At 73.7% G+C, this 20,072-nt stretch carries 13 protein-coding genes and 1 pseudogene; 4 read left to right on the top strand and 10 right to left on the bottom strand.

Annotated elements, in window-relative coordinates:
* Positions 1-311: 311 nt before the first annotated feature.
* On the top strand, positions 312-1,361 hold the full coding sequence (locus ACFYZB_RS21980; RefSeq protein WP_351204145.1) for a DUF2637 domain-containing protein: 1,050 nt from the start codon (positions 312-314) through the stop codon (positions 1,359-1,361).
* A 125-nt stretch (positions 1,362-1,486) separates the two neighbouring features.
* On the opposite strand, the gene ACFYZB_RS21985 is transcribed toward ACFYZB_RS21980, so the two are convergent.
* From ACFYZB_RS21985 to ACFYZB_RS21995, 3 genes are all read right to left on the bottom strand, one after another.
* Entirely contained in the window at positions 1,487-1,960 is a 474-nt protein-coding gene (locus ACFYZB_RS21985) for an ATP-binding protein (RefSeq protein ID WP_351204143.1), read from the bottom strand.
* A gap of 302 nt (positions 1,961-2,262) precedes the next feature.
* Complete coding sequence (locus ACFYZB_RS21990) at positions 2,263-4,005, bottom strand: pyruvate dehydrogenase (protein WP_388761098.1); 1,743 nt, start codon at positions 4,003-4,005, stop codon at positions 2,263-2,265.
* 27 nt (positions 4,006-4,032) lie between these two features.
* Complete coding sequence (locus tag ACFYZB_RS21995; protein WP_388761101.1) at positions 4,033-5,889, bottom strand: protein phosphatase 2C domain-containing protein; 1,857 nt, start codon at positions 5,887-5,889, stop codon at positions 4,033-4,035.
* A gap of 163 nt (positions 5,890-6,052) precedes the next feature.
* Between ACFYZB_RS21995 and ACFYZB_RS22000 the strand changes: the two genes are divergently transcribed.
* Positions 6,053-6,196, top strand: coding sequence for a hypothetical protein (locus tag ACFYZB_RS22000; protein ID WP_388761104.1), 144 nt, complete (start codon positions 6,053-6,055; stop codon positions 6,194-6,196).
* A 136-nt stretch (positions 6,197-6,332) separates the two neighbouring features.
* Positions 6,333-6,572 (top strand): annotated as a pseudogene (locus ACFYZB_RS22005) (DUF456 family protein); the annotation flags it as partial.
* Positions 6,573-6,650: 78 nt separating this feature from the next.
* On the opposite strand, the gene ACFYZB_RS22010 reads toward ACFYZB_RS22005, so the two are convergent.
* Positions 6,651-7,838 (bottom strand): SGNH/GDSL hydrolase family protein, encoded by a 1,188-nt coding sequence (locus tag ACFYZB_RS22010; RefSeq protein WP_388761107.1) that lies wholly within the window; start codon positions 7,836-7,838, stop codon positions 6,651-6,653.
* 271 nt (positions 7,839-8,109) lie between these two features.
* Here ACFYZB_RS22010 and ACFYZB_RS22015 point away from each other — a divergent pair, with 271 nt between their 5' ends.
* On the top strand, positions 8,110-8,502 hold the full coding sequence (locus tag ACFYZB_RS22015) for a PPOX class F420-dependent oxidoreductase (RefSeq protein ID WP_388761110.1): 393 nt from the start codon (positions 8,110-8,112) through the stop codon (positions 8,500-8,502).
* A gap of 104 nt (positions 8,503-8,606) precedes the next feature.
* Here the strand turns inward: ACFYZB_RS22015 and ACFYZB_RS22020 are convergent, their stop codons facing one another.
* The 6 genes from ACFYZB_RS22020 to ACFYZB_RS22045 all read right to left on the bottom strand — a co-directional run bounded on the left by ACFYZB_RS22020 (position 8,607) and on the right by ACFYZB_RS22045 (position 20,024).
* The gene (locus ACFYZB_RS22020; RefSeq protein WP_388761113.1) at positions 8,607-9,128 is read right to left on the bottom strand and encodes a methylated-DNA--[protein]-cysteine S-methyltransferase; all 522 of its coding nucleotides are present in this window, start codon (positions 9,126-9,128) and stop codon (positions 8,607-8,609) included.
* Positions 9,116-10,528: a DNA-3-methyladenine glycosylase 2 family protein gene (locus ACFYZB_RS22025; RefSeq protein WP_388761456.1), complete on the bottom strand. Its 1,413-nt coding sequence runs from the start codon at positions 10,526-10,528 to the stop codon at positions 9,116-9,118. Before ACFYZB_RS22025 ends, ACFYZB_RS22020 begins: the two co-directional genes overlap by 13 nt.
* Positions 10,529-10,609: 81 nt before the next feature.
* Entirely contained in the window at positions 10,610-11,719 is a 1,110-nt protein-coding gene (rsgA, locus tag ACFYZB_RS22030) for a ribosome small subunit-dependent GTPase A (protein ID WP_388761116.1), read from the bottom strand.
* Positions 11,720-12,158: 439 nt separating this feature from the next.
* Positions 12,159-13,484, bottom strand: coding sequence for an alpha/beta hydrolase family protein (locus ACFYZB_RS22035; protein ID WP_388761121.1), 1,326 nt, complete (start codon positions 13,482-13,484; stop codon positions 12,159-12,161).
* Positions 13,485-13,805: 321 nt separating this feature from the next.
* Positions 13,806-14,657: a TauD/TfdA family dioxygenase gene (locus tag ACFYZB_RS22040; RefSeq protein ID WP_351204127.1), complete on the bottom strand. Its 852-nt coding sequence runs from the start codon at positions 14,655-14,657 to the stop codon at positions 13,806-13,808.
* A gap of 30 nt (positions 14,658-14,687) precedes the next feature.
* Positions 14,688-20,024, bottom strand: a complete 5,337-nt coding sequence (locus ACFYZB_RS22045; protein ID WP_388761124.1) for an amino acid adenylation domain-containing protein — start codon at positions 20,022-20,024, stop codon at positions 14,688-14,690.
* Positions 20,025-20,072 lie beyond the last annotated feature (48 nt).

Raw genomic sequence — 20,072 nt, forward strand, 5'->3', positions numbered from 1 at the left:
ATCGATAAGGTTAGCCTTACCTATCTAAGCCGGTCCGCGTGGAGGTGACGCCGGCCCCGGTCCGCTGAGATCATCGGACAGGCAGTTCACAACTCCCTCACGCGTCACGGGAACTTTCCGAGGAACCGCTCGTCCAGGTAGTCTTATTCGAACTCAACTCTCGCCCCTCAAGCGGCAGTTCGAGCGGAACGCCGTCCTGGGCATCCCCTTGCACTTTCTTGGCGGCCTCTTGCCCCGAAACCCCCTGAGGGCCCTCGGGAGTGGGCCACTATGGCGGGCGTTACGCCCTATCCCAATGCAAGGGACCCCTGATGAGACTGACCGACATATCGCTGAACTGGCTGCTTCCGGGCGCCGTACTGCTCCTGGGAATGCTGGCGGCGGTGGCGGTGCTGGCGCGCGGCAAGCGCTCCTCCGGGGAGAACGCGAGTGCGGACGACTCCTGGGAGCGCAGCGAGGAGCGCCGCAGACGCAAGGAGGCCATCTACGGCACCGCCTCCTACGTGCTCCTGTTCTGCTGTGCGGCGGTCGCCGCCGCCCTGTCCTTCCACGGCCTCGTCGGCTTCGGCGAACAGAACCTCGGGCTGACCGACGGCTGGCAGTACCTCGTGCCGTTCGGCCTGGACGGCGCGGCGATGTTCTGCTCCGTCCTCGCGGTGCGCGAGGCCAGCCACGGCGACGCGGCCCTCGGCTCCCGGATCCTCGTGTGGCTGTTCGCCGCGGCGGCGGCCTGGTTCAACTGGGTGCACGCACCCCGGGGGGTCGGCCACGCGGGCGCGCCGCAGTTCTTCTCCGGTATGTCGCTGTCGGCGGCCGTCCTGTTCGACCGGGCACTGAAGCAGACCCGCCGGGCCGCGCTGCGCGAGCAGGGCCTGGTGCCGCGTCCGCTGCCGCAGATCCGCATCGTGCGCTGGCTTCGCGCCCCCCGCGAGACCTACCGGGCCTGGTCGCTGATGCTCCTGGAGGGCGTGCGCAGCCTGGACGAGGCGGTCGAGGAGGTCCGGGACGACCGGCGCCAGAAGGAGGAGCAGCGCCAGCGCCGGCGCGAGCAGCAGCGCATCGAGCGCGCCCAGCTGAAGGCCATCAGCCGGGGCCACCGCGGCTTCGTCAGCCGGGGCGGACGGCAGGTCGAGGTCGAGGTGCAGGCCGTGGAGCGCGGCCCCGCCACGGCGACCGCGGAGCCTGCCATATCCACCGCGGAACAGCTGCCCGTACGCACCCGTCCCTCCCTGCAGCCGGTCCGCAGCGGATCCGCTGAGCAGGTGACCGTCGACCTCACCGCCGAGGACGACACCATGGCCCTGCCGCGCCTGGACTCCCTGGAGCGCAAGCTGAAGGACCTGGAGCAGCAGTTCGGCTAGAACGCCCGCACAGGGCGGTCCGGCCGGAACCACCGCTCATGACGGGCCGGGGGCGTGACCGCACGGGTCACGCCCCCGGCCCGTTGCGCACGCTGTCCACAGCAAGCCGGCGTTCCCGCGGAGCGTCACGCCGCCTCGGCGCCCAGCTCGAACCACACCGACTTGCCCACCCCGTGCGGCCGTACGCCCCAGGCGTCCGCGAGGGACTGCACCAGCAGCAGGCCCCGCCCATGGGTGTCGTCGTCCGAGTCCGGGCCTCTCAGCTCGGGTCTGCGGGCCACGAAGTCCCGTACCTCCACGCGCAGTCCGCCCGGCTCCACGACCGCCGTGAGGACCGCGTCGTCGTCGGTGTGGACGAGCGCGTTGGTGACCAGTTCGCTGGTGAGCAGTTCGGCGATCTCCGAGCGACCCGGTTTGCCCCAGTGCCGCAGCAGTTCGCGCAACGCCCGGCGGGCCTCGGGCACCGCCCTGAGATCCGCCCGCCCCAGCCTGCGCCGGAGCCGGTGCGCGTGTTCCGTGATGGTGCCGGTCTCTTCCCCCGTCGTCGCCGAGGAGCCCCCGACGACCGCGGGACCGCCCCCTCGTGCCTGACTCTTCATGACCCCCGCCCGCACGCCGCTGGACCCTGCCCCTCCTGGTCGAACACGTTCACGGAGGATGCTTGCCCAGCACGCACACAGGCAGTCATCACGCATGAGCGATGACCGGCGGTTCGGCCACGGCCGTACGGCGTCCGGGCCGCCCGCCGGGCCCCGCCGCACCCGCCTCGCCGGCTTCCCGTACGGCGCTGGGCGCCACGGACGCCCCGCAACGGCAAGGCAGATGCGCCCGGCACCGGCCGTCGGCACACCGTCACACGCCGTGAAAGTGGCCGAAATCCGCTCCCCGGCCCCGGGTCTCCTCAGGGGCGCGGCACGTTGCGCAGGTTCGAGCGGGCCATCTGGACCATACGGCCGACACCGCCGTCGAGCACGATCTTGGAGGCGGACAGCGCGAACCCGGTGACCATCTCGGCGCTGATCCTCGGCGGGATCGACAGGGCGTTGGGGTCGGTGACGACGTCCACGAGGGCCGGTCCCTTGTGCTTGAAGGCGTCTTTGAGCGCGCCGGCGAGCTGCTTCGGTTTCTCCACCCGGATCCCGTGGGCACCGCAGGCGCGGGCGACGGCGGCGAAGTCGGGGTTGGTGTTGGTGGTGCCGTAGGAGGGCAGCCCGGAGACCAGCATCTCCAGTTCGACCATGCCGAGGGAGGAGTTGTTGAACAGCACGACCTTGACGGGCAGGTCGTACTGCACGAGCGTCAGGAAGTCGCCCATCAGCATGGCGAACCCGCCGTCCCCGGACAGGGAGACGACCTGCCGGCGCCGGTCGGTGAACTGGGCGCCGATCGCCATGGGCAGGGCGTTGGCCATCGAGCCGTGCGAGAAGGAACCGATGATCCTGCGGCGGCCGTTGGGCGAGAGGTACCGGGCGGCCCACACGTTGCACATCCCGGTGTCGACGGTGAACACCGCGTCGTCGGCGGCGACTTCGTCGAGTACGGCGGCCACGTACTCGGGGTGGATCGGGACGTGCTTGTCGACGTTGCGGGTGTACGCCTTGACCACGCCCTCCAACGCGTCGGCGTGTTTCTTCAGCATCCGGTCGAGGAAGCGCCGGTTGGTCTTCTCCTCCACCCGCGGGATGAGACAGCGCAGGGTCTCGCGTACGTCGCCCCACACGGCGAGGTCGAGCCGGGAGCGGCGGCCCAGCACCTCGGGCCGCACGTCGATCTGGGCGATCCGCACGTCGTCGGGGAGGAAGGCGTTGTACGGGAAGTCGGTGCCGAGCAGGATCAGCAGGTCGCACTCGTGGGTGGCCTCGTAGGCGGCACCGTAGCCGAGGAGCCCGCTCATGCCCACGTCGAACTTGTTGTCGTACTGGATGAACTCCTTGCCCCGCAGCGCGTGCCCCACCGGTGACTTGATCTTCTCCGCGAACTCCATGACCTCGGCGTGCGCACCGGCCGTGCCGCTGCCGCAGAACAGGGTGACCTTGCCGGCGTTGTCGATCATCTCCACGAGCGCGTCGATCTCGGCGTCGCCGGGCCGGACGGTCGGCCGGGAGGTGACGAGGGCGCTCTGCGCCGCCTTCTCCGGGGCCGGCTGGGCGGCGATGTCACCGGGCAGCGCGACCACGCTCACGCCGCTCCGCCCGACCGCGTGCTGGATGGCGGTCTGCAGCAGCCGGGGCATCTGCTTCGGGCTGGAGATGAGCTCGCTGTAGTGGCTGCACTCCTGGAAGAGCCGGTCGGGGTGGGTCTCCTGGAAGTAGCCGAGGCCGATCTCGCTCGACGGGATGTGGGAGGCCAGCGCGAGCACCGGGGCCATGGAGCGGTGCGCGTCGTACAGGCCGTTGATCAGGTGCAGGTTGCCCGGACCGCAGGAGCCGGCGCAGGCGGTGAGCTTCCCCGTGACCTGCGCCTCGGCGCCGGCCGCGAAGGCGGCGGTCTCCTCATGGCGTACGTGGATCCAGTCGATGGCGGCGTTGCGGCGGACGGCGTCCACCACCGGGTTGAGGCTGTCCCCGACCACGCCGTAGAGGCGGCGCACACCGGCGCGGACGAGGATGTCGACGAACTGCTCGGCTACGTTCTGTTTGGCCATGCACCCATGGATGCACAGCGGAAACGGTTACGCCTCCCACACGGCCGCCGCCGTACGGTCATCGGCGTAGCCTTTCACCCGCACCTGGGCGTCGGCGAGGAACGCGGCGAGCCCGGGCGGGGTGGGGGCGGACCAGCGGCGGGCCAGATAGGCGCAGAGGGCGGCCTCGCCGTGCAGCGGATCGGCCAGCCCCGCGGTGCACATGACCAGCGCATCACCCGAGCGGGCTACCGAGGCACGGAACCGGAACGGCTCGCGGGGCGGCTCGGGCGCCGGTTCGTACGGGCTCGGCGGGGTCGGAATGCCGAAGTCCATGGTGAGGCGGTCGCCCTCGGGGGTCTCGGCGAACGTCCTCACGGGCGGGGAACCGAAGCCGACGACGGAGCCGTCGGCGGTGTCGGCGGGTGACACCTGCGGCTCGATGTCCTGCCACGCGCCGTCCCGCAGCCGGAACAGGCCGCCGTCGCCGACGCCGAAGAACACGCGCGTACGGCAGTCGGGGTCGGCGGGCAGCAGCAGACAGCGCAGGCTCGCCGTGTACTCCTCCGGGTCGGCGCCCTGTTCGGCGGCGCTCGCGCGGAGCCTGCCGAGGCTGCGGTCGGTCAGCCGGTGCAGCCCCGACTTCAGGTCGCCGCGCCGGTCCGCCCGGATGTCCTCCACGAGCCGGTGATGACTGCGGCCCACGGCCCGCCCGATCCACCGGCACGCCTCGGCCGCCGCCAGATGTGCACCGGGCGTGCCCCGCACCCCGGTGGCCATCGCGACCAGCACCAGCGCCTGCTCCCCCGCCCCGAACCGGGCGGTGAGCAGCGCGTCCCGGCGCGGCTCGCCCCGGTACCGCGCCGAGTCCCCGCGCAGCGACACCGCCCGCAGCGTGCACGCCCCGTACCTGGCACCGTCCAGCACCGTGTCCGCGACCAACTCCCCCAGCCCGTCCGGCTCGGCGGCCGGCAGCGCGGTGGGCTCGGGATCGTAGGTGGGCGGACCGGAGCCGACGTAGTCGATACCGGAGGGGGGTGGGGACGTGGGTGCGAGTGAGGGGGCGGGGGCCGGGGCTGAGCCGGTTGCGGCGGGCGCGGGCAGATCGCGCGGGTCGGGGAGTGGGGCCGAGGGGGCGACCGGGGGCGCGGGCTCCGGAGCGGAAGCCGGCGCAGGATCGGGGGCTGGGCCGGTTGTGGCGGGCGCGGGCAGATCACGTGGATCAGGGGACGCGACGCGCGCCGACGGCTCCTGCGGCCCAAAAGGCGAGACCTGGTCCTGTGGCTGCCGGCGCGAGCCGGGTGCGCACGGGTCCTGCGCGCCGGGCGCACACGCGGCCGGCGGCCGCTGAGGGGAGCCGGGCGCGGGCGGCGCGGTGGGCGGGTTGGGCGTGGGGTGTTCTGGTGGAGTCCACCGGCCCTGCGGCGAGTGATCGGGGGGCGGAACCGGCGGCGAGGAGGGGGCGGCGGGGGGTTGCGGGGTGGCCGGTTCCGGCGGGGGCGGGGTGCTGCCGGCTGCGGGCGTCGGGGGCTGCTCGGTCGATGGGGGTTCCCAGGGGGACCGCTCCTGGGGCGGCGCGCCGGTCGCGGTGGTGGGTGCCGGGGGCGGGGGGACCGGCGGCGCGGTGGGCGGGTCCTGGGGCACGCGTTGCGTCGGCACCGCGGCCCCCCGTCGCTCCGTTCCGCCGCCTCCTGCCGCGCCGCCGTCGCCGTCCCGTGTTCCCGGCGCCCGATCACTGGGCGGTGCCGGGCTCGGCCGGCCCGTCACCGTGCGCTTCGCGGAGGCGAAGCGGTCGTCCAGGGAATCGGGCGCGGCCGTGGGTCCGGTGTCCTCGGTGGAGTCGTCGTACAGCTGTCCCCACCAGTCGTCCTCCGGACGCGCGGGCCTTCCCCCCTGCTGGCTCATGCCTCTGATTGTCCACCGCACGGGCCGTATGAAAACGGGGCATCAGGAAAATCCGGCGCACCCGACCCCGTCGAACGGCGTGTCGGGTGACGGAGTGAACAGCCGTACGAGAGACGGTGGATGGCCGCCCGGCGGCCCCAACCCCCCACGGGAGGAGCTCGCGATGGTGCCGCTGACCTCGCGCACGGCGGAGCCGGCCGCGCTGGTGGTGCATGCCAGCCGGCTGCTGGAGCTGCTGGCCGGGGTGACGACCCGGCTGCAACTGGGCCGGCACGCCTACGAGCGGGGCTGGGTGACGCGGACGTAGGCTCCGACCGGCCCGGCACCCACCCGCCGGCGCCCGCGCCCACCCGCACCCACCTGCCGTCGCCTGCCTTCTCCGGCACTCTGGGCAGATGGGAGTGTGGGACTCCTGCTGGTCGGGGTGGTCGTCGCGCTGGGGGATGGCGGTGTACGCGGGCTCCGGGGCCTTGCTCGGCTTCGTGCTGCTGCCGGTGCTGGGCGCCCTGCCCGGCTTCGCGGCCGGCATCCATCTGCACGAGCGGCTGCGCCTGGGCCGGCACGGCGAGGCGATGGCCGCCCTCCGCACGACGATGCGCTCGGGCGGGTCGAGCGTGCTGGCAGAACTGTTCGCCTGCCTGCTGATCGCGGGGGCGTGGCTGGGGGCGGTGCTGTGGGGCTGAACGATCACATCCACCCGTCGCACCACCGCACGGGCATCCGCCGCACCGCGGCACGAACCTGATGGCCCCGACCGGCCGTCAGCGCACCATGCCGAGGGCCGCACGCACCGTCTCGGCCACCGCTGCCATGCCGCTGTCGTTGAAGTGCAGGTGGTCGCCGGGGTCGTAGGCGGGAAGGAGGCGGGTCGGGTCGGTGGGGTCGCGGAGCGCTGCGTCGGCGTCGGCGACCGCGTCGAACGTGCCGCCGGTGCGGATGAAGGCGTTCACCTGCTGCCGTACGGCCTCGCGGGCGTCCGTGTAGGCGGAGAAGCCCCGGTACGGGGTGAGGGTGACGCCGACGACCCAGATGCGCCGGGCGTGGGCGCGGGCGACGAGGGTGCGGTAGGCGTCGGCGTAGGCGGTGACGTCGTCGGCCGTCGGTGTGCCCTTGATGTCGTTGATGCCCTCCAGGACGACCAGGACCCGCACCCCGGCCCGGTCCAGGGCGTCGGCGTCCAGGCGGGTGAGGGCGCTCGGTCCGACGCCGTCGCGCAGCAGACGGTTGCCGGAGATGCCGGCGTTGAGGACACCGAGCCGGTCCGCGCGGACCTGTTCGGCGAGCCGGTCGGGCCAGCGGTGGTTGGTGTCGGGGGTGGAACCGTTTCCGTCGGTGAGGGAGTCGCCGAACGCGACGATGCTGCCCGCGGCGGTGCCGAGGACGTCGACGCCGGTGACGTAGTACCAGCGGCTGACGGTGGTGGTGTAGGCGGCGCCGTCCTCGTCCGCGGCCCGGCCCGCACCGTCCGGGGCGACGTAGCTGGTCTGCAGGGCTGTCTGGTGGAAGGTGGCGGGGCCGCTGTCGCCGGGGGTGTACACGGTGACGAGGAGGTCGGCGGCGGCCGGGACGGGCAGCGGCACCGGGTCGGTGACCGTGTCCTGGCCGGGCGGGACGGTGACCGTCGTGGCGCCGTGGAAGGTGGCGGTGCGCACGGTGCCGGGCACCGCGTCCGGGCCGGCTCCCTGGCGCAGCGCGACGGTGACCGAGCCGAGCCGGAGGGGCGCGGTGCCGAGACGGTTGCCGAGCCGGATGCGCACGGCCGTGCCGCCGACGCTGAGGTGGACGACGTTGCGGATCGCGGCGCCGGGCAGTGCGGCGGCGGTTCCCGACGGCGCGGTCTCCCAGCTGCCCGTCCAGGGCGGCGGCGCCGGCTCCGCCACGGCCGGCGCCATCGTGCCCGGCACCATCGCCACCAGCAGCACCGCGAGGATCCGTCCGGCCCCGGCCATCTCCGCACCCGCCCTTCCCCGTTGCCCGTCGGAGCAGACCGTGCCACACGGCCGGGCCCCGCCACCGCACCCTCGACGGCGGTCCACCCACTCGGCGCAACGGACGCAGGACGGCGGGCTCGCGCGGGGCACCCCCAACGCGGCGGGCGCGAGGCCCGCTCTCCGGGCGAAGGACGGGAATGAGACGAGGGGATGAGACGAGGGGATGAGACGGCAGGACCTAGGCCGCGGGCCCGATGTGCCGGGCGGGCCCGCGTGCTTGGCTGTTGTCATGACCGAACTCAGCGAGGCGGAACGCGCCTATCTGGCGTCGCAGCGGCTGGGCCGCATGGCCACCGTCGACCCGCAGGGCCAGCCGCAGGCGAACCCCGTGAGCTTCCACGTCCAGGACGACGGCACGATCCTGATCGGCGGCTACGCGATGGGGACGACGAAGAAGTGGCGCAACCTCAGGCGGAACCCGAAGATCGCCCTGGTCGTGGACGACATCGCGAGTGTGCGGCCCTGGCGGGTGCGCGGGGTCGACATCCGTGGCGAGGCCGAACTCCTGGTCGGCCCGCATGACTTGGGCCCCCACTTCAGCGAGGAGGTGATCCGTATCCATCCCCGCAGGGTGCACAGCTGGGGCCTGGAGGAGGACCGCCCGGGGACCGGCGCGAGCTAGCGGGGCACGGACGGAAAGCCGTTCGTGGGCCGGCGCGACGAGGAGTCCGCCACCGCCGTCCCCACCTGCCACCTGGACCGCGTGGTCGGGGCCACGGGCCCGCGTCAGGAGGTGCCGGCGGCGAGCGCGCCCTCCAGGGTCAGCAGCCACACCTTCCGCTCGACTCCGCCCGCATACCCGGTCATCGATCCGTCCGCGCCGATGACCCGGTGGCACGGGCGGACGATCAGCAGGGGGTTGGCGCCGATCGCGCCCCCGACGGCGCGAACCGCCGCCCGGGAGGCGCCGATCCGCGTGGCGATCTCTCCGTAGCTGACGGTGGCGCCGTACGGCACCTCGTCCAGCGCGGCCCACACACGCTGCCGGAACTCGGTGCCCGACGGCCTCAACGGGAGCCGGAACTGCGTGAGTTCACCGGCGAAGTAGGCGCCGAGCTGGTCCGCGGCGGCCCGGAACGGCCCGGCATCGCGCCGCCGACCGTCCTGCACGCTCTGCACACTCTGCCCGCCCTTCTGCCCCGGCACGGACAGCGAGGTGAGCGCCCCGTCCGCGTCGGCGGTGAGCAGCAACCGGCCCACGGGAGCGTCGAGTTCGGTCCAGTAAACGGTTGTCGTCACTCGCTCCACTCCCCTGCCGCACACAGGTGGCGGACGGCGTACGAGCGCCAGGGCCGCCAGTCGTCCGGCACCTGGGCGCCGGGCGGGGCGACGTCCGGATCGCCGAGGGCGCGCACGCGTACGGCGGCGACGGTGGCCGGGTCCATCCCGGGCAGCGCGAGCAGGGCTTCCTGCGCGTCGTCCCGGTCGGCTCCCGGATCCAGTCGTACGGTCCCGTCGGCGAGGGCGGCGGCCAGCGCGCCCATCGGCCCGTCCGGCTCGGCCTCGGCGATGACGGCCGGCTCGGGGAAGAGATGGGTGAGGCTGCCACAGGGCGCGTCGAGCACCTTGCCGTACCGCCGCACCAGTTCCTGAGCGCCCTCCTGGCCGGCCAGGGCGCGGACGGCGGCCTCCGGTGCGTCGACGGCGCCGGGCGAGCGCAGTCCGGGCCGGGCGGCGACCAGCGGGCCGAGCCAGGGGTCGGCGCCGAGCCGCTCGTCGACGGCGTACGGGTCGGCGTCGAGGTCGAACAGGCGCCGCAGCCGCTGCACCGCGGTGGTGAGGTCCCTGGGGTCGGTGAGGTGCAGCCGCGCGTCGAGCCAGCCGCCCGGATGGGTGCCGGTGCCGGTCCTGGGCGCCCGGGTGCGCTCCTCGACGGCGACGATTCCCGTGCCGTACGGCAGCCGCAGCGTGCGCCGGTAGGTACGGCCGCCCGGAGCGCCGGAAACCTCCTCGACACCGGTTACCGCCTCCCCGGCGAGCTGGTCGAAGACGGCGGCGGCCTGGTACGGCCCGCGGTAGGCGAGCCGCAGCGGGATCCCGGCGCCCGGAGCGGCCCGGCCGGTGCCCCGGCCCCGGGAGCCACCCCGGCCGCCGGGGGCGGCGGCCCGCAGCTCGGTCGGTGTCGAGGCGTACACCTCGCGGACGGTGTCGTTGAACTGGCGCACGCTGGCGAAACCGGACGCGAACGCGATCTCGGTGACCGGCAGCTCGGTGGTCTGCAGCAGCACCCGCGCGGTGTGCGCCCGCTGGGCCCGCGCGAGCGCCACGGGTCCCGCGCCGAGCTCCGCGGTGAGCTGCCGCTGGACCTGCCGTGCGCTGTAGCCGAGCCGCGCGGCGAGCCCGGCGACGCCCTCGCGGTCCACGACACCGTCGGCGATCAGCCGCATGGCCCGCCCGACGACGTCCGCCCGCACGTTCCACTCCGCGGACCCCGGTACGGCGTCCGGCCGGCACCGCCGGCAGGCCCGGAAACCGGACCCCTGCGCGGCGGCGGCCGTCGCGAAGAACCGCACGTTCTCCCGCTTGGGCGTCACCGCCGGACAGCTGGGCCGGCAGTAGATCCCGGTGGTCTCGACGGCGAAGAAGAACACTCCGTCGAACCGCCCGTCCCTGCTCCGCACCGCCTCGTACCTGGTGTCTTCCTCCATCACGGTTCCAGTGTGGGGCGGGGCGAGGGGTGGGAGCCAGCGGAAATCGGACGTGACGGTGCTGGGCACCGCGCGGCCCACCTACGGGCGGCGCCCCCGCTTGATCTCCATCGCGGCCCGACCGGCGGCGCCCTTCCGCTTCCACTCCCGCCGAAGCTCCGCACGGACCCGCGCGTCGGTCTTGGCCACGATCCACTGGTTCTCCCGCACCAGCTTCCGGTAACTCTCCAGCCGGCGCTGAGGAAGTTCCCCGTTCTCCACGGCGGAGCGCACCGCGCAGTCCGGCTCGGTGTCGTGGGAGCAGTCCTGGAAACGGCACCGCTCGGCCAGTTCCTCGATCTCGGAGAACACCTGGCCGACCCCGCCCCCGGCGTCGTACAGGCCCACGCCCCGCAGCCCGGGTGTGTCGATGAGGACGCCGCCCGAGGGCAGGGCCAGCAGGTTGCGGGTGGTCGTGGTGTGCCGGCCCTTGCCGTCGACGTCCCGAGCGGCCCGCACGTCCATGACGTCCGCGCCGACGAGGGCATTGGCCAGCGTGGACTTGCCCGCGCCGGACTGGCCGAGCAGCACGGACGTACCGGAGCCGACGAGGGCGACGAGAACGTCGAGCCCCTCGCCGTGCAGCGCGCTGACGGTGAGCACCGGCACGCCGGGTGCACTCGTCTCCACGTCCTGCACGAGGTGGGCCAGGGTGACCGGGTCCGGCACCAGGTCGGCCTTGGTGAGGACGACGACGGGCTGGGCGCCGGACTCCCAGGCCAGCGCGAGGAACCGCTCGACCCGGCCGAGGTCGACCTCGAGGGCGAGCGACACGGCGACCACGGCGTGGTCGACGTTGGCCGCGAGGATCTGCCCGTCGGACCGCTTGGAGGAGGTGGAGCGCACGAAGGCGGTGCGGCGCGGCAGATACGCACGGACGTAACGCGGATCACCGTCGGGGTCGAAGGCGACCCAGTCCCCCGTGCACACCACCTTCATCGGGTCACGAGGCACGACGAACTCGGTGTCGGCACGGACGATCCCGCCGGCGGTGACGACGTCGCACTGACCACGGTCGACACGCACGACACGGCCGGGCAGGAGGCCCCGCTCGGCATAGGGAGCGAACTCGGCTTCCCATCCCTCGTCCCAGCCGTACGGGGCCAGAGGGTGCGACGAAGCGGAAGAAGCCGTAAGAGAGGAGAGGTTCAAGGGAAACCCTTCACAAGGGTGGCCCCGGCCGCGCGCACTCGCAGGCGCGAACAAGCAGTAAGGATCAGCCGGAGACCACGGAGGTGGAGTGGATGAACTTCTGGTCGCGGGCAGCGCCCATCACAGAGACAGCCATCGGTCACACCTCCCGTTCCTCACTCAGCCGACAGCAGCGGCCGACAGCCACTGCGTGAAGCGAACCCCACCCTAGAGGCGCCCGCGATCGGGCACCACCCATTTTCTGACAGGTCGCAGCCCGCACTGGTGAAGGAGCCGGGCGTACCGGTCAGGCGCGCATGCCGAGCAGACCGCCGGTGATGTCCGCCCGTTCCGGTGCCACCGTGCGAGCACGGCGGCACCGGAACCACCATGTCCAGATGTCCCGTGCCTCGCTTCCCCCATCCCCAGTGGCTTCAGGTCACTGTGGCCCGGTGTCCCTTCAGCGGACGAAGGAGATCTCCGGGTATTTCTTGTCGGGGCCGTCGAGCAGGGCGCTGTGCTGGTGGCGCAGTTCCTTGTCGAAGAAGGCGGCGAGGTAGACACGCTCGATCTCGATCGCGCGGTTCGGGTCGAGCGTGCCGAGTATCTGCTGGAGCTGGGCCGGGGAGAGCCCGCGCAGGCCCGCCTCCTGCGGCACCATCGCCTCCGTGTCGCCGAACGACAGGTGCGCCGCGCCGTGGAGCTGGAGGTCGACCCGGTACCCCTTCAGATGCGACCACAGCGTGCGCCACGACCCGTCGTTGTTGCGGTTGTGGGTGCCGGAGCTGAAGAGCATGAAGGGCCGGTCCAGGTCCTTGCTCGGCGCCGAGCCGAAGAACTGACCGTCCAGGTCGGCGCCGGCGGCAATCCGGTGGTCGAGCTGCATGGAGGTGTCGACCGCCCCGCCGCCCAGCGACCAGCCGAACATCCCGATGCGGGACATGTCCACGGCGTGCGACAGCCCGGTGGGGAGCCTGGCGTGGTCGACGTCCGGGTTGTGGCCCTTGCTGATCGCGCCCAGCTGGTTGATGACGAACCGGATGTCGGCCGCACGCACGTTGAGCGTGTCGGAGGAGTGCGCGCCGGCCGGCATGGTGTCGCCCTCGAGCCGTCCGCCGGGGAACTGCACCTCGTTGGCGTCGTGGGTGTGGTCGAGGGTGACGACGAGGTACCCGCGGCTGGCCAGGTCCTCGACGAGTGCCGTGCTCCCGGCGCGGTCCCCGTGCAGCCCGGCCGAGTACAGCAGGACGGGCAGCTTGCCGAGCCCGGTGTCCACCGGAGCGAGGACATGGCCCGCGGTCTTCGGCAACGTCACCTGTTGTGGCGTCAGGCCCTGAGAGGCGAGGAAGTGGGTGCCGGAGGCTGACGGCATCCACGGTGCCTCGTAGTGGCCGCGGGTGGAGGCGGCCGGGTACCAGAACGACACCATCAACTCGCGCGGCTTGTTGCCGGGCACGAACGGGTCCGTGCGGGACCTGTCGACGAGGTGCAGACTGAACGTGCCCACGCCATGGCGCCCGGTCGGTGCGGGCAGACCGAGCTGGAGAGCGGTCGTGCCCGCACGGGGCGTGACGGCCTCCGGACGGACGGCCGGGTGCTGCTTCGGCACCTCGTCGTGCTGGGGCGCCCAGGGCGCGTCGTGCTGGTCGGGCTGGTCGTGCTGGTCGGGCGAGAACCCGGTGGCGGTGGGCTTGTGGGCCGTCTTCCCGGCGGCCATCGCCGGCGTCATCCCCGCCCCCAGGGCGATGGCCAGCGTTCCCGCCGTACCGACCGCTCTGGCGATCACTCTGCGACGGTGGCGCGGGCGGCGGTGCTTCATGGGACCCCTTTGTTTGGGCAGCGATCGAGGAACCGGCGATCGGATTTCGCACCCGTACCGCCGCAGTGGCCTACGGATTTCGGACCCCCGGCGTTCACCGCGGCGGCGGGCGCGACGGAGATCCGTCCGCACCCGAACCGCTCCCCCCTCCTCCCGAACCGCCCGCCCCGAAGCCCCGCTTCCCGGGCCCGAGGTGGAAGGGAGCGCGCCTGACGGGGATCTCCTCACGTCAGGCGCGCTTTCATGCAGTCCGGGGAGCCTGCTGCGCAGATGGTCGGTCCAACGGCGTCACGCGGCGCAGGCGCTCGGGATGCCCTTGGTGCTGATGCGGTGGATCACCCGGCGCTCGCCCGGGGCGTCGCTGTAGACGGTGCGGGTGGCACTGTGGATGACCGAGTAGTTGTCCCACATGAGGATGGCGCCCTCCTCCGCCCGGGCCGCGTAGCGGAACTCGTCCCGCAGCACGTGCCGTTTGAGCTCGATCAGGAGGTCGATCGCCTCCTTCTCCTCCCAGCCGACGATGCCGACGGCCGTGGAGGAGAACGCGAAGAGCGAGATCCTGCCGGTGACGGGGTGCCGCAGCGCGAGCGGGTGGGTCACCACAGGACCGGGCTTGGTCGATCCGGCGCCGTGCACCTCGCCCTCGAAGTCGACCTTGCCGGCGCCGTCGGGGTCGTGCTGGACCCGCAGGCTGTCGATGCACCGCTTCATGTCCCCGGACAGCGCGTCGTACGCGGCGACACAGTCGGCGAAGAGCGTCTCGTTGCCGACGCGGGGGACTTCGACGCCGTAGAGGATGGTGACGCTCGCCGGAGTGGCCTCGTAGATGCTGTCCGAGTGCCAGTGCATCGCCCCGTCCCTCGACTCCGGGGGCGTCGCGGGGGAGTTGGTCATGCGGATGATCTCCTGGAACTGCGGGTGGCGGTGGCGGCTCACGGTCGCCGGCATGATCGGATCGCCCCACTCGTGCCCGAATCGCGCGAACTGCTCCGGCGTCGTGCCGCCGGGATCGCGCAGGGTCAGCACCCGGTGTTCGTAGAGCGCGTCGGCGAGCCGGTTGAGCTCGGGGCGGGACGGGGAGGTGAGGTCGAAGCCGTCCACGGTGGCGCCGAGAGGACCACTCGTCCTGGTGATCTCCATGGGAACTCCTTCGGTTGCGACAGGGGTGGGTCAGGCGGACTGCGCCCGGTTCCCGGACAGTTCGGCGGCCCTGGCCAGATAGACCGCGTCGGCCTTCCGCTGCTCCTCGTCCAGGCTCGGCGCGACCAGGGCGCCCGGTGAGACGTCGGGCAGCCGGTCCTCGAGCGGCCGGAGGCGCAGGACGGCGAGCCACCCGGCGCCCCAGCCCGCGAGGAGTACGGCTGCCGTGAGCGCGAGCGCCCTCTGACCGCCCGCCGCGACGGGCAGCGAGAGCAGCCCGCCCACCGCGAGGGACGCCGCGGTCAGCACCGTGTGCACGGCGCTCACCCGGCCGGCCAGCGTCCGGCCCGCCTTCACCGCGAGCAGCGCCGACCAGTGCGCCTGCCGCAGCGCCGCGCAGGCGCTCCAGATGACGACGCCGCACAGCAGGAGCACGGTGGACGAGGCGCCCGAGGCGATCAGCAGGCCGCCCGCGCCGGCGCCGAGCGCCGACAGCGCCATGCCCCGCGCACGCAGGCGGGCGCCGCCACCGACGACCATCGCCGCGGTTCCGCCGATGACCGCCAGGCAGGCCAGGGCGACGGTCAGCCCTGCCGAGGCCGCCGAAGTGCCGTTCAGCGCGAGGCGCAGTGCCGCGAGGCCCAGCACGGCGTCGGCGCAGTGGACGACCGCCGCCGACGCCACCAGGGCGGCGAACTGCGGCCGCCGGGCCAGGAACCGCCCGCCGCCCGCGACCGCTCGGCCGAACGGCTCGTCCCGCTTGCGGAACAGTGCCGGCGGCACCCGGACCGCCCAGCTGACCGCCAGCCCGGTCAGCGCGGCGGCCAGGCACACCGCGGGCAGTGCCCTGTCCGGGGCGCCCGACGCGTACAGAGCCGCTCCGGCCGACGCGGCGGCCAGGCCCACGAGGGCGCCGCCGGCCCGGGCGACCGTCTTCACCTGGGCGAGACAGGACTTGGGCGCCACCTGGACCGCGGCCGAGAAGCAGACGGGTTGCCGGACCGCGGCACAGACCGAGAGGGCACCCGCGAGCAGACACGCGGCCCACAGCGGCGTACTCCCCCCGGCGCCCCGGGCCAGCCACCAGGCGAAGCCCGCCGACGCACCGAGGTCACAGCACATCAGCACCGTACGCCGGTCGACCCGGTCGGCCAGCAGGCGCCCCAGCGGCCTGCGCAGGAACAGCGGCAGCACCGCGCACAGCGCCTGCCAGCCCACGCCCGCGCCTCCCGGATCGCTCCGGTACGCCTGCACCACCAGCCCGAACGCGGCCAGGGCAGTTCCGGCCAGCGCGGCGAAGTGACCTGCCGTCAGCGCCTGGTAGGCGCGGGCCCCTCGGTGCCATTTCGCGCTGTGGTCCCGGCCGGGCGCCGCGCCTGCGGCCGGGGCGGACCCGGCCGCGGGGCGGTCGCTCCGCGCGGTCCAGCCGGCGAGTCCGCGCGCGATGACGTCCGCGGTCTCCTCGGCCTGGTGGCGCTGGAAGAAGTGGTCGGCACCCGGCAGCACCGCGAGTTCCACGCGCTCCGTGAAGGCCAGCCACTCGGTGTGGCGCTCCTCGTGCAGATCGGTGACCCGGTCCGCCTCCCCGACGAGGGCCAGGACCGGCGCGCGCAGCCTGCGGCGGTCCGGTGAGGCCAGCTCACGGCTGTACCACTCGCGCGCCTCCCGGCTGTCGTGGCGGGTGCTGCCGACCGCGGTCCGCACGGTCTGCGGATCCATCTCCCCGCTGAGCGCGCCCCCGGCGCGTATCGCGTCCAGATGCAGCCGGTCCGAGGCCCACCGGTGACCGCTCAGCACGCTGCCGATCAGCCGGGGAAGCCGTCCGGGCAGCTGCGCGACGGGGAACCCGCCGGCCGCGACCACCGCGAGAACCGTACGGCCCGCGTCCTCCAGGCGGCGGGCCACGGCGATCGCGGGCGCCGTGCCCACGCAGTGCCCGTACACGACGACGGGACCCGGGACGCTCTCCATGATCTCGGTCACCAGCCGGTCGACGAGAGCGGTCATGCCGAGCAGCGGTTCTCCGGGGCGCGCCGGATCGTGGCCGGGCAGCTCCACGCCGACGCAGTCCACGTCCCGCCGGGCCAGGGCCGCCGCGAGCGGCTGGTACACGGCGGCGGAGCCACCGCCGTACGGGACGCAGACGACGGTGGCCGCGGGGCGGCGTGCCACGGCCGGGCCGCGGAACCGGAAGAGCAGGCTCTCCGCCGCGTGTTCGTCCCGAACGTCCCCGGGTCCACCGGTACCCCCCTCCCCCGCGAGGCCGCGCGAGTCCAGGAAGCGGGCCAGTTCCGCGACGGTCGGGTTGCCGAGCAGGTCGATGACCCGCAGCCGGGGGTGGATGGCACGGACCAGCTCCGCGGCGGCCAGGGAGTCGCCCTGCAGGACGAAGAAGTCGTCGTCGGCGCCTACCTGTTCCAGGCCGAAGTACTCGGCCCACACGGCCCCGATCCGCTGTTCCGTGGGGGTGAGCAGCGGTGCGCGGGAGCCCGAACCGGACGGCTGCGACGTGGCGAGCGCGGCCCGGTCGATCTTGCCGTTGGCGGTGAGGGGCAGCCGCTCCAGCACCGTGAAGGAGGCGGGCACCATGTACGGGGGCAGGTGTTCCCGCAGGGAGGCCCGGGCGCCCTCGACGTCGATCGTCTGCCCCGACCGCGGCACCAGCCAGGCGGCGAGGCGCCGTGACTGCCCTTCTCCGACGGCGAGTACGACCGCCTCGGCGACCGACGGGAGGGCGCGCAGCGCGACCGTCACCTCGCCCGGTTCGACCCGGAACCCACGGATCTTGACCTGGTCGTCGGTGCGCCCCACGAAGCGCAGCGTCCCGTCGCTGTCGTGCCGCAGCCGGTCCCCGCTGCGGTAGCAGCGCCCCTCGCCGGTCATCGGGTCGGTCACGAACCGGTCGGCCGTCAGCTCCGGACGGCCGACGTAGCCGCGTGAGACGCCGGGCCCGCGCACGACGAGCTCACCGGCCACGCCGCGTGGCAGGATCCGGCCCGCGGGATCCAGCAGATAGCCGCGGAGGTTGGCGAGCGGCGTCCCGATCGGTACGACACCGGTGCGCTCCTCGGGCGGGATCGCCGCGGTCTCGCAGACGAAGGACACCATCGTGCTCTCGGTGTGCCCGTAGTGGCTCTGCACCCGCAGGTCGGGCCGTGCCGCCTCGACCCGGTCGACCAGCGACCAGGGGCAGGGCTCACCCGACATCACGAGCAGCTTGCGGGGCAGTACCTGGGCGACGAGTCCGCGGGCCGTCAGCAGTTCGAGATGGCTGGGTACGCACTTGAGCACGTCCACGGGACGCTCGGCGAGGTACTCGGAGAACGCGCGGGGATCCATGGCGACCTCCCGGGCGATCAGATGCACCGTGCCACCGGTGGTGAGCGCACCGAACACGCAGGTCAGACCGAAGTCGGCGGCCGGGGTCGACACCACGGCGAAGGACGCCCCCCGCACATCGCCGAGCCGCTCCAGCACGGCGTGCACATAGTTGACGACGCTGCGGTGCTCGACGGCGACGCCCTTGGCCCGTCCGGTCGAACCGGACGTGTAGATGATGTGCATCAACTGGTCGCCCGCCACCGGCACTTCGGGGCGGTCCTGCGGCAGCCCGGCGAGTTCGGCGGGGTCGTCCAGGGCGATCACCCGGCGGCCGGATCCTGCCGCGGCCGGGGCGAACTCCCGGGTGGTGAGGACGGTGCGTGCCCCGGCCGACCCTGCCATGTCGTCGATCCGGGCCGCCGGGTAGGTGACGTCCAGCGGGAGGTAGACGCCGCCCGCCTTGAGGATGCCCAGCAGTGCGCAGACCAGGTCGACACTGGGCTCGAGCAGCACGGCCACCGGCTGCTCGGCCGTGACCCCGGCCCTGACCAGCAGATGCGCGATGCTGTTCGCGCGCCGCTCCAGGGCGGCGTAGCTGAGCTGCCCGTCGGGGCCGACGACGGCGAGCCGGTCGGGGACCCGGTCGGTCTGTTCCTCGATGAAGGAGTGGAGCGGCCGGTGAACGGGGTAGTCGCGCTCGGGACCCACGATCAGCGGCCCGGTCACCGGCTCCAGTGGCACGGAGCCCACGGGCGCGCCGGGACGCTCCGTCATGCCCGCCAGCAGGGCGAGGTACCAGGTGACGAGGCGCTCGGCGGTGCGCTCGGTGAACAGGTCGGCACGGTAGGAGAGATGACCGCGCAGCTCGCTGTGCTCCTCCCGCAGCGCCAGGTCCCACTCGCACACGGCGGTCCGGGCGCCCAACTCGTGGTCGGTCACGTCGAGTTCGCCGAAGCGGGGCGGCGCGGGTCGTGGCCCGTCCACCGAGAGCCGTATCTGGAAGGGCCGGCCGGCGGCGCTCGGCCCCAGGTTCTCGGCGGCGTCGCGGAGCGTGCGGCCGACCTGCCCGACGAGGTCTCGTCCCGACGGATCGCCGCCGAGACCGGCGCGCAGCACGACGTCGCTGCTCAGCGCGCCCACGGCGGAGTCGCCGCCGGGCTGGCGCCGCCCCGGGTCGGGCACCGCCACGGGCACGTCGTCGGTCGCGCACACGCGGGCGAACAGGGCCTGCCAGGCGGCGAGCAGAACGGCGAACGGCGTGGCGCCGGCCTCATCGGCCAGGGCCGCCACCCGGTCCCGCAGCGGCGCGGGCACCACGACGGGGACGTCGGCGGCCACGGGGGCGTCGGACTCGACGGGCCGCGGCCGGTCGGTGGGCAGGTCCAGCATCGGTTCCAGCCCGGCATGGTGTTCCGTCCACCAGGAGACGGCCCGCCGGGTCCGCTCCGGGTCCACCGCCGGGCGGGCGGCGGCGAGCCCCGGTGCACCGAGGGCGCCGGGACCGGCCGGCCGCTCCGGGGTGCCGGTCCTGACGCCGTAGGCGTGGGCCAGTTCGTCCAGGAGCAGCCGGACCGACGGGGCGTCGAGCACCGCCGGGTCGCAGACCACCAGCAGTACGTGGTCCCGTGGAGCGACCCCGAACACCGTGACCCTGACCGGCGGCCCGGCCGGATCGAGCGCCCGCCCCGCCTCCCGTGCCACCGCATCGGCCAGGTGCGGCGGCGACGCCCCGGGCACGGGGACGGACGCGACCAGCGCGGAGCCGTCCGGCGACGCGCCGGTGCCGGACGCCGGGTGCCCCGCGCCGTCCCCGTGGGCCGGCAGCTCCCGGCGGCCGAGTACGTCCCGTACGGCGCCTTCCAGGGCCTCCAGGTCGAGATCGCCGCTCAGCCGCAGCGCCACGGGCCGCGCCTCGCCCGGTCCGGCCCAGCCGGTCCCCGGGCGGGCGCCGTCGCCCTCGGACCGGGTGACGGCGGACGGCGGTCCTGGCCAGGGCCCGAATGCCTGACGCGGTATCACTGACTGTCGGCCGACCGTCTCTGTCATGGCCGTTTCCCTCCGTGTGTCATGTGGCGGACCGGGGCTGCTCTGACG

The organism is Streptomyces sp. NPDC001852 (genome assembly GCF_042891825.1).
GTDB lineage: Bacteria > Actinomycetota > Actinomycetes > Streptomycetales > Streptomycetaceae > Streptomyces.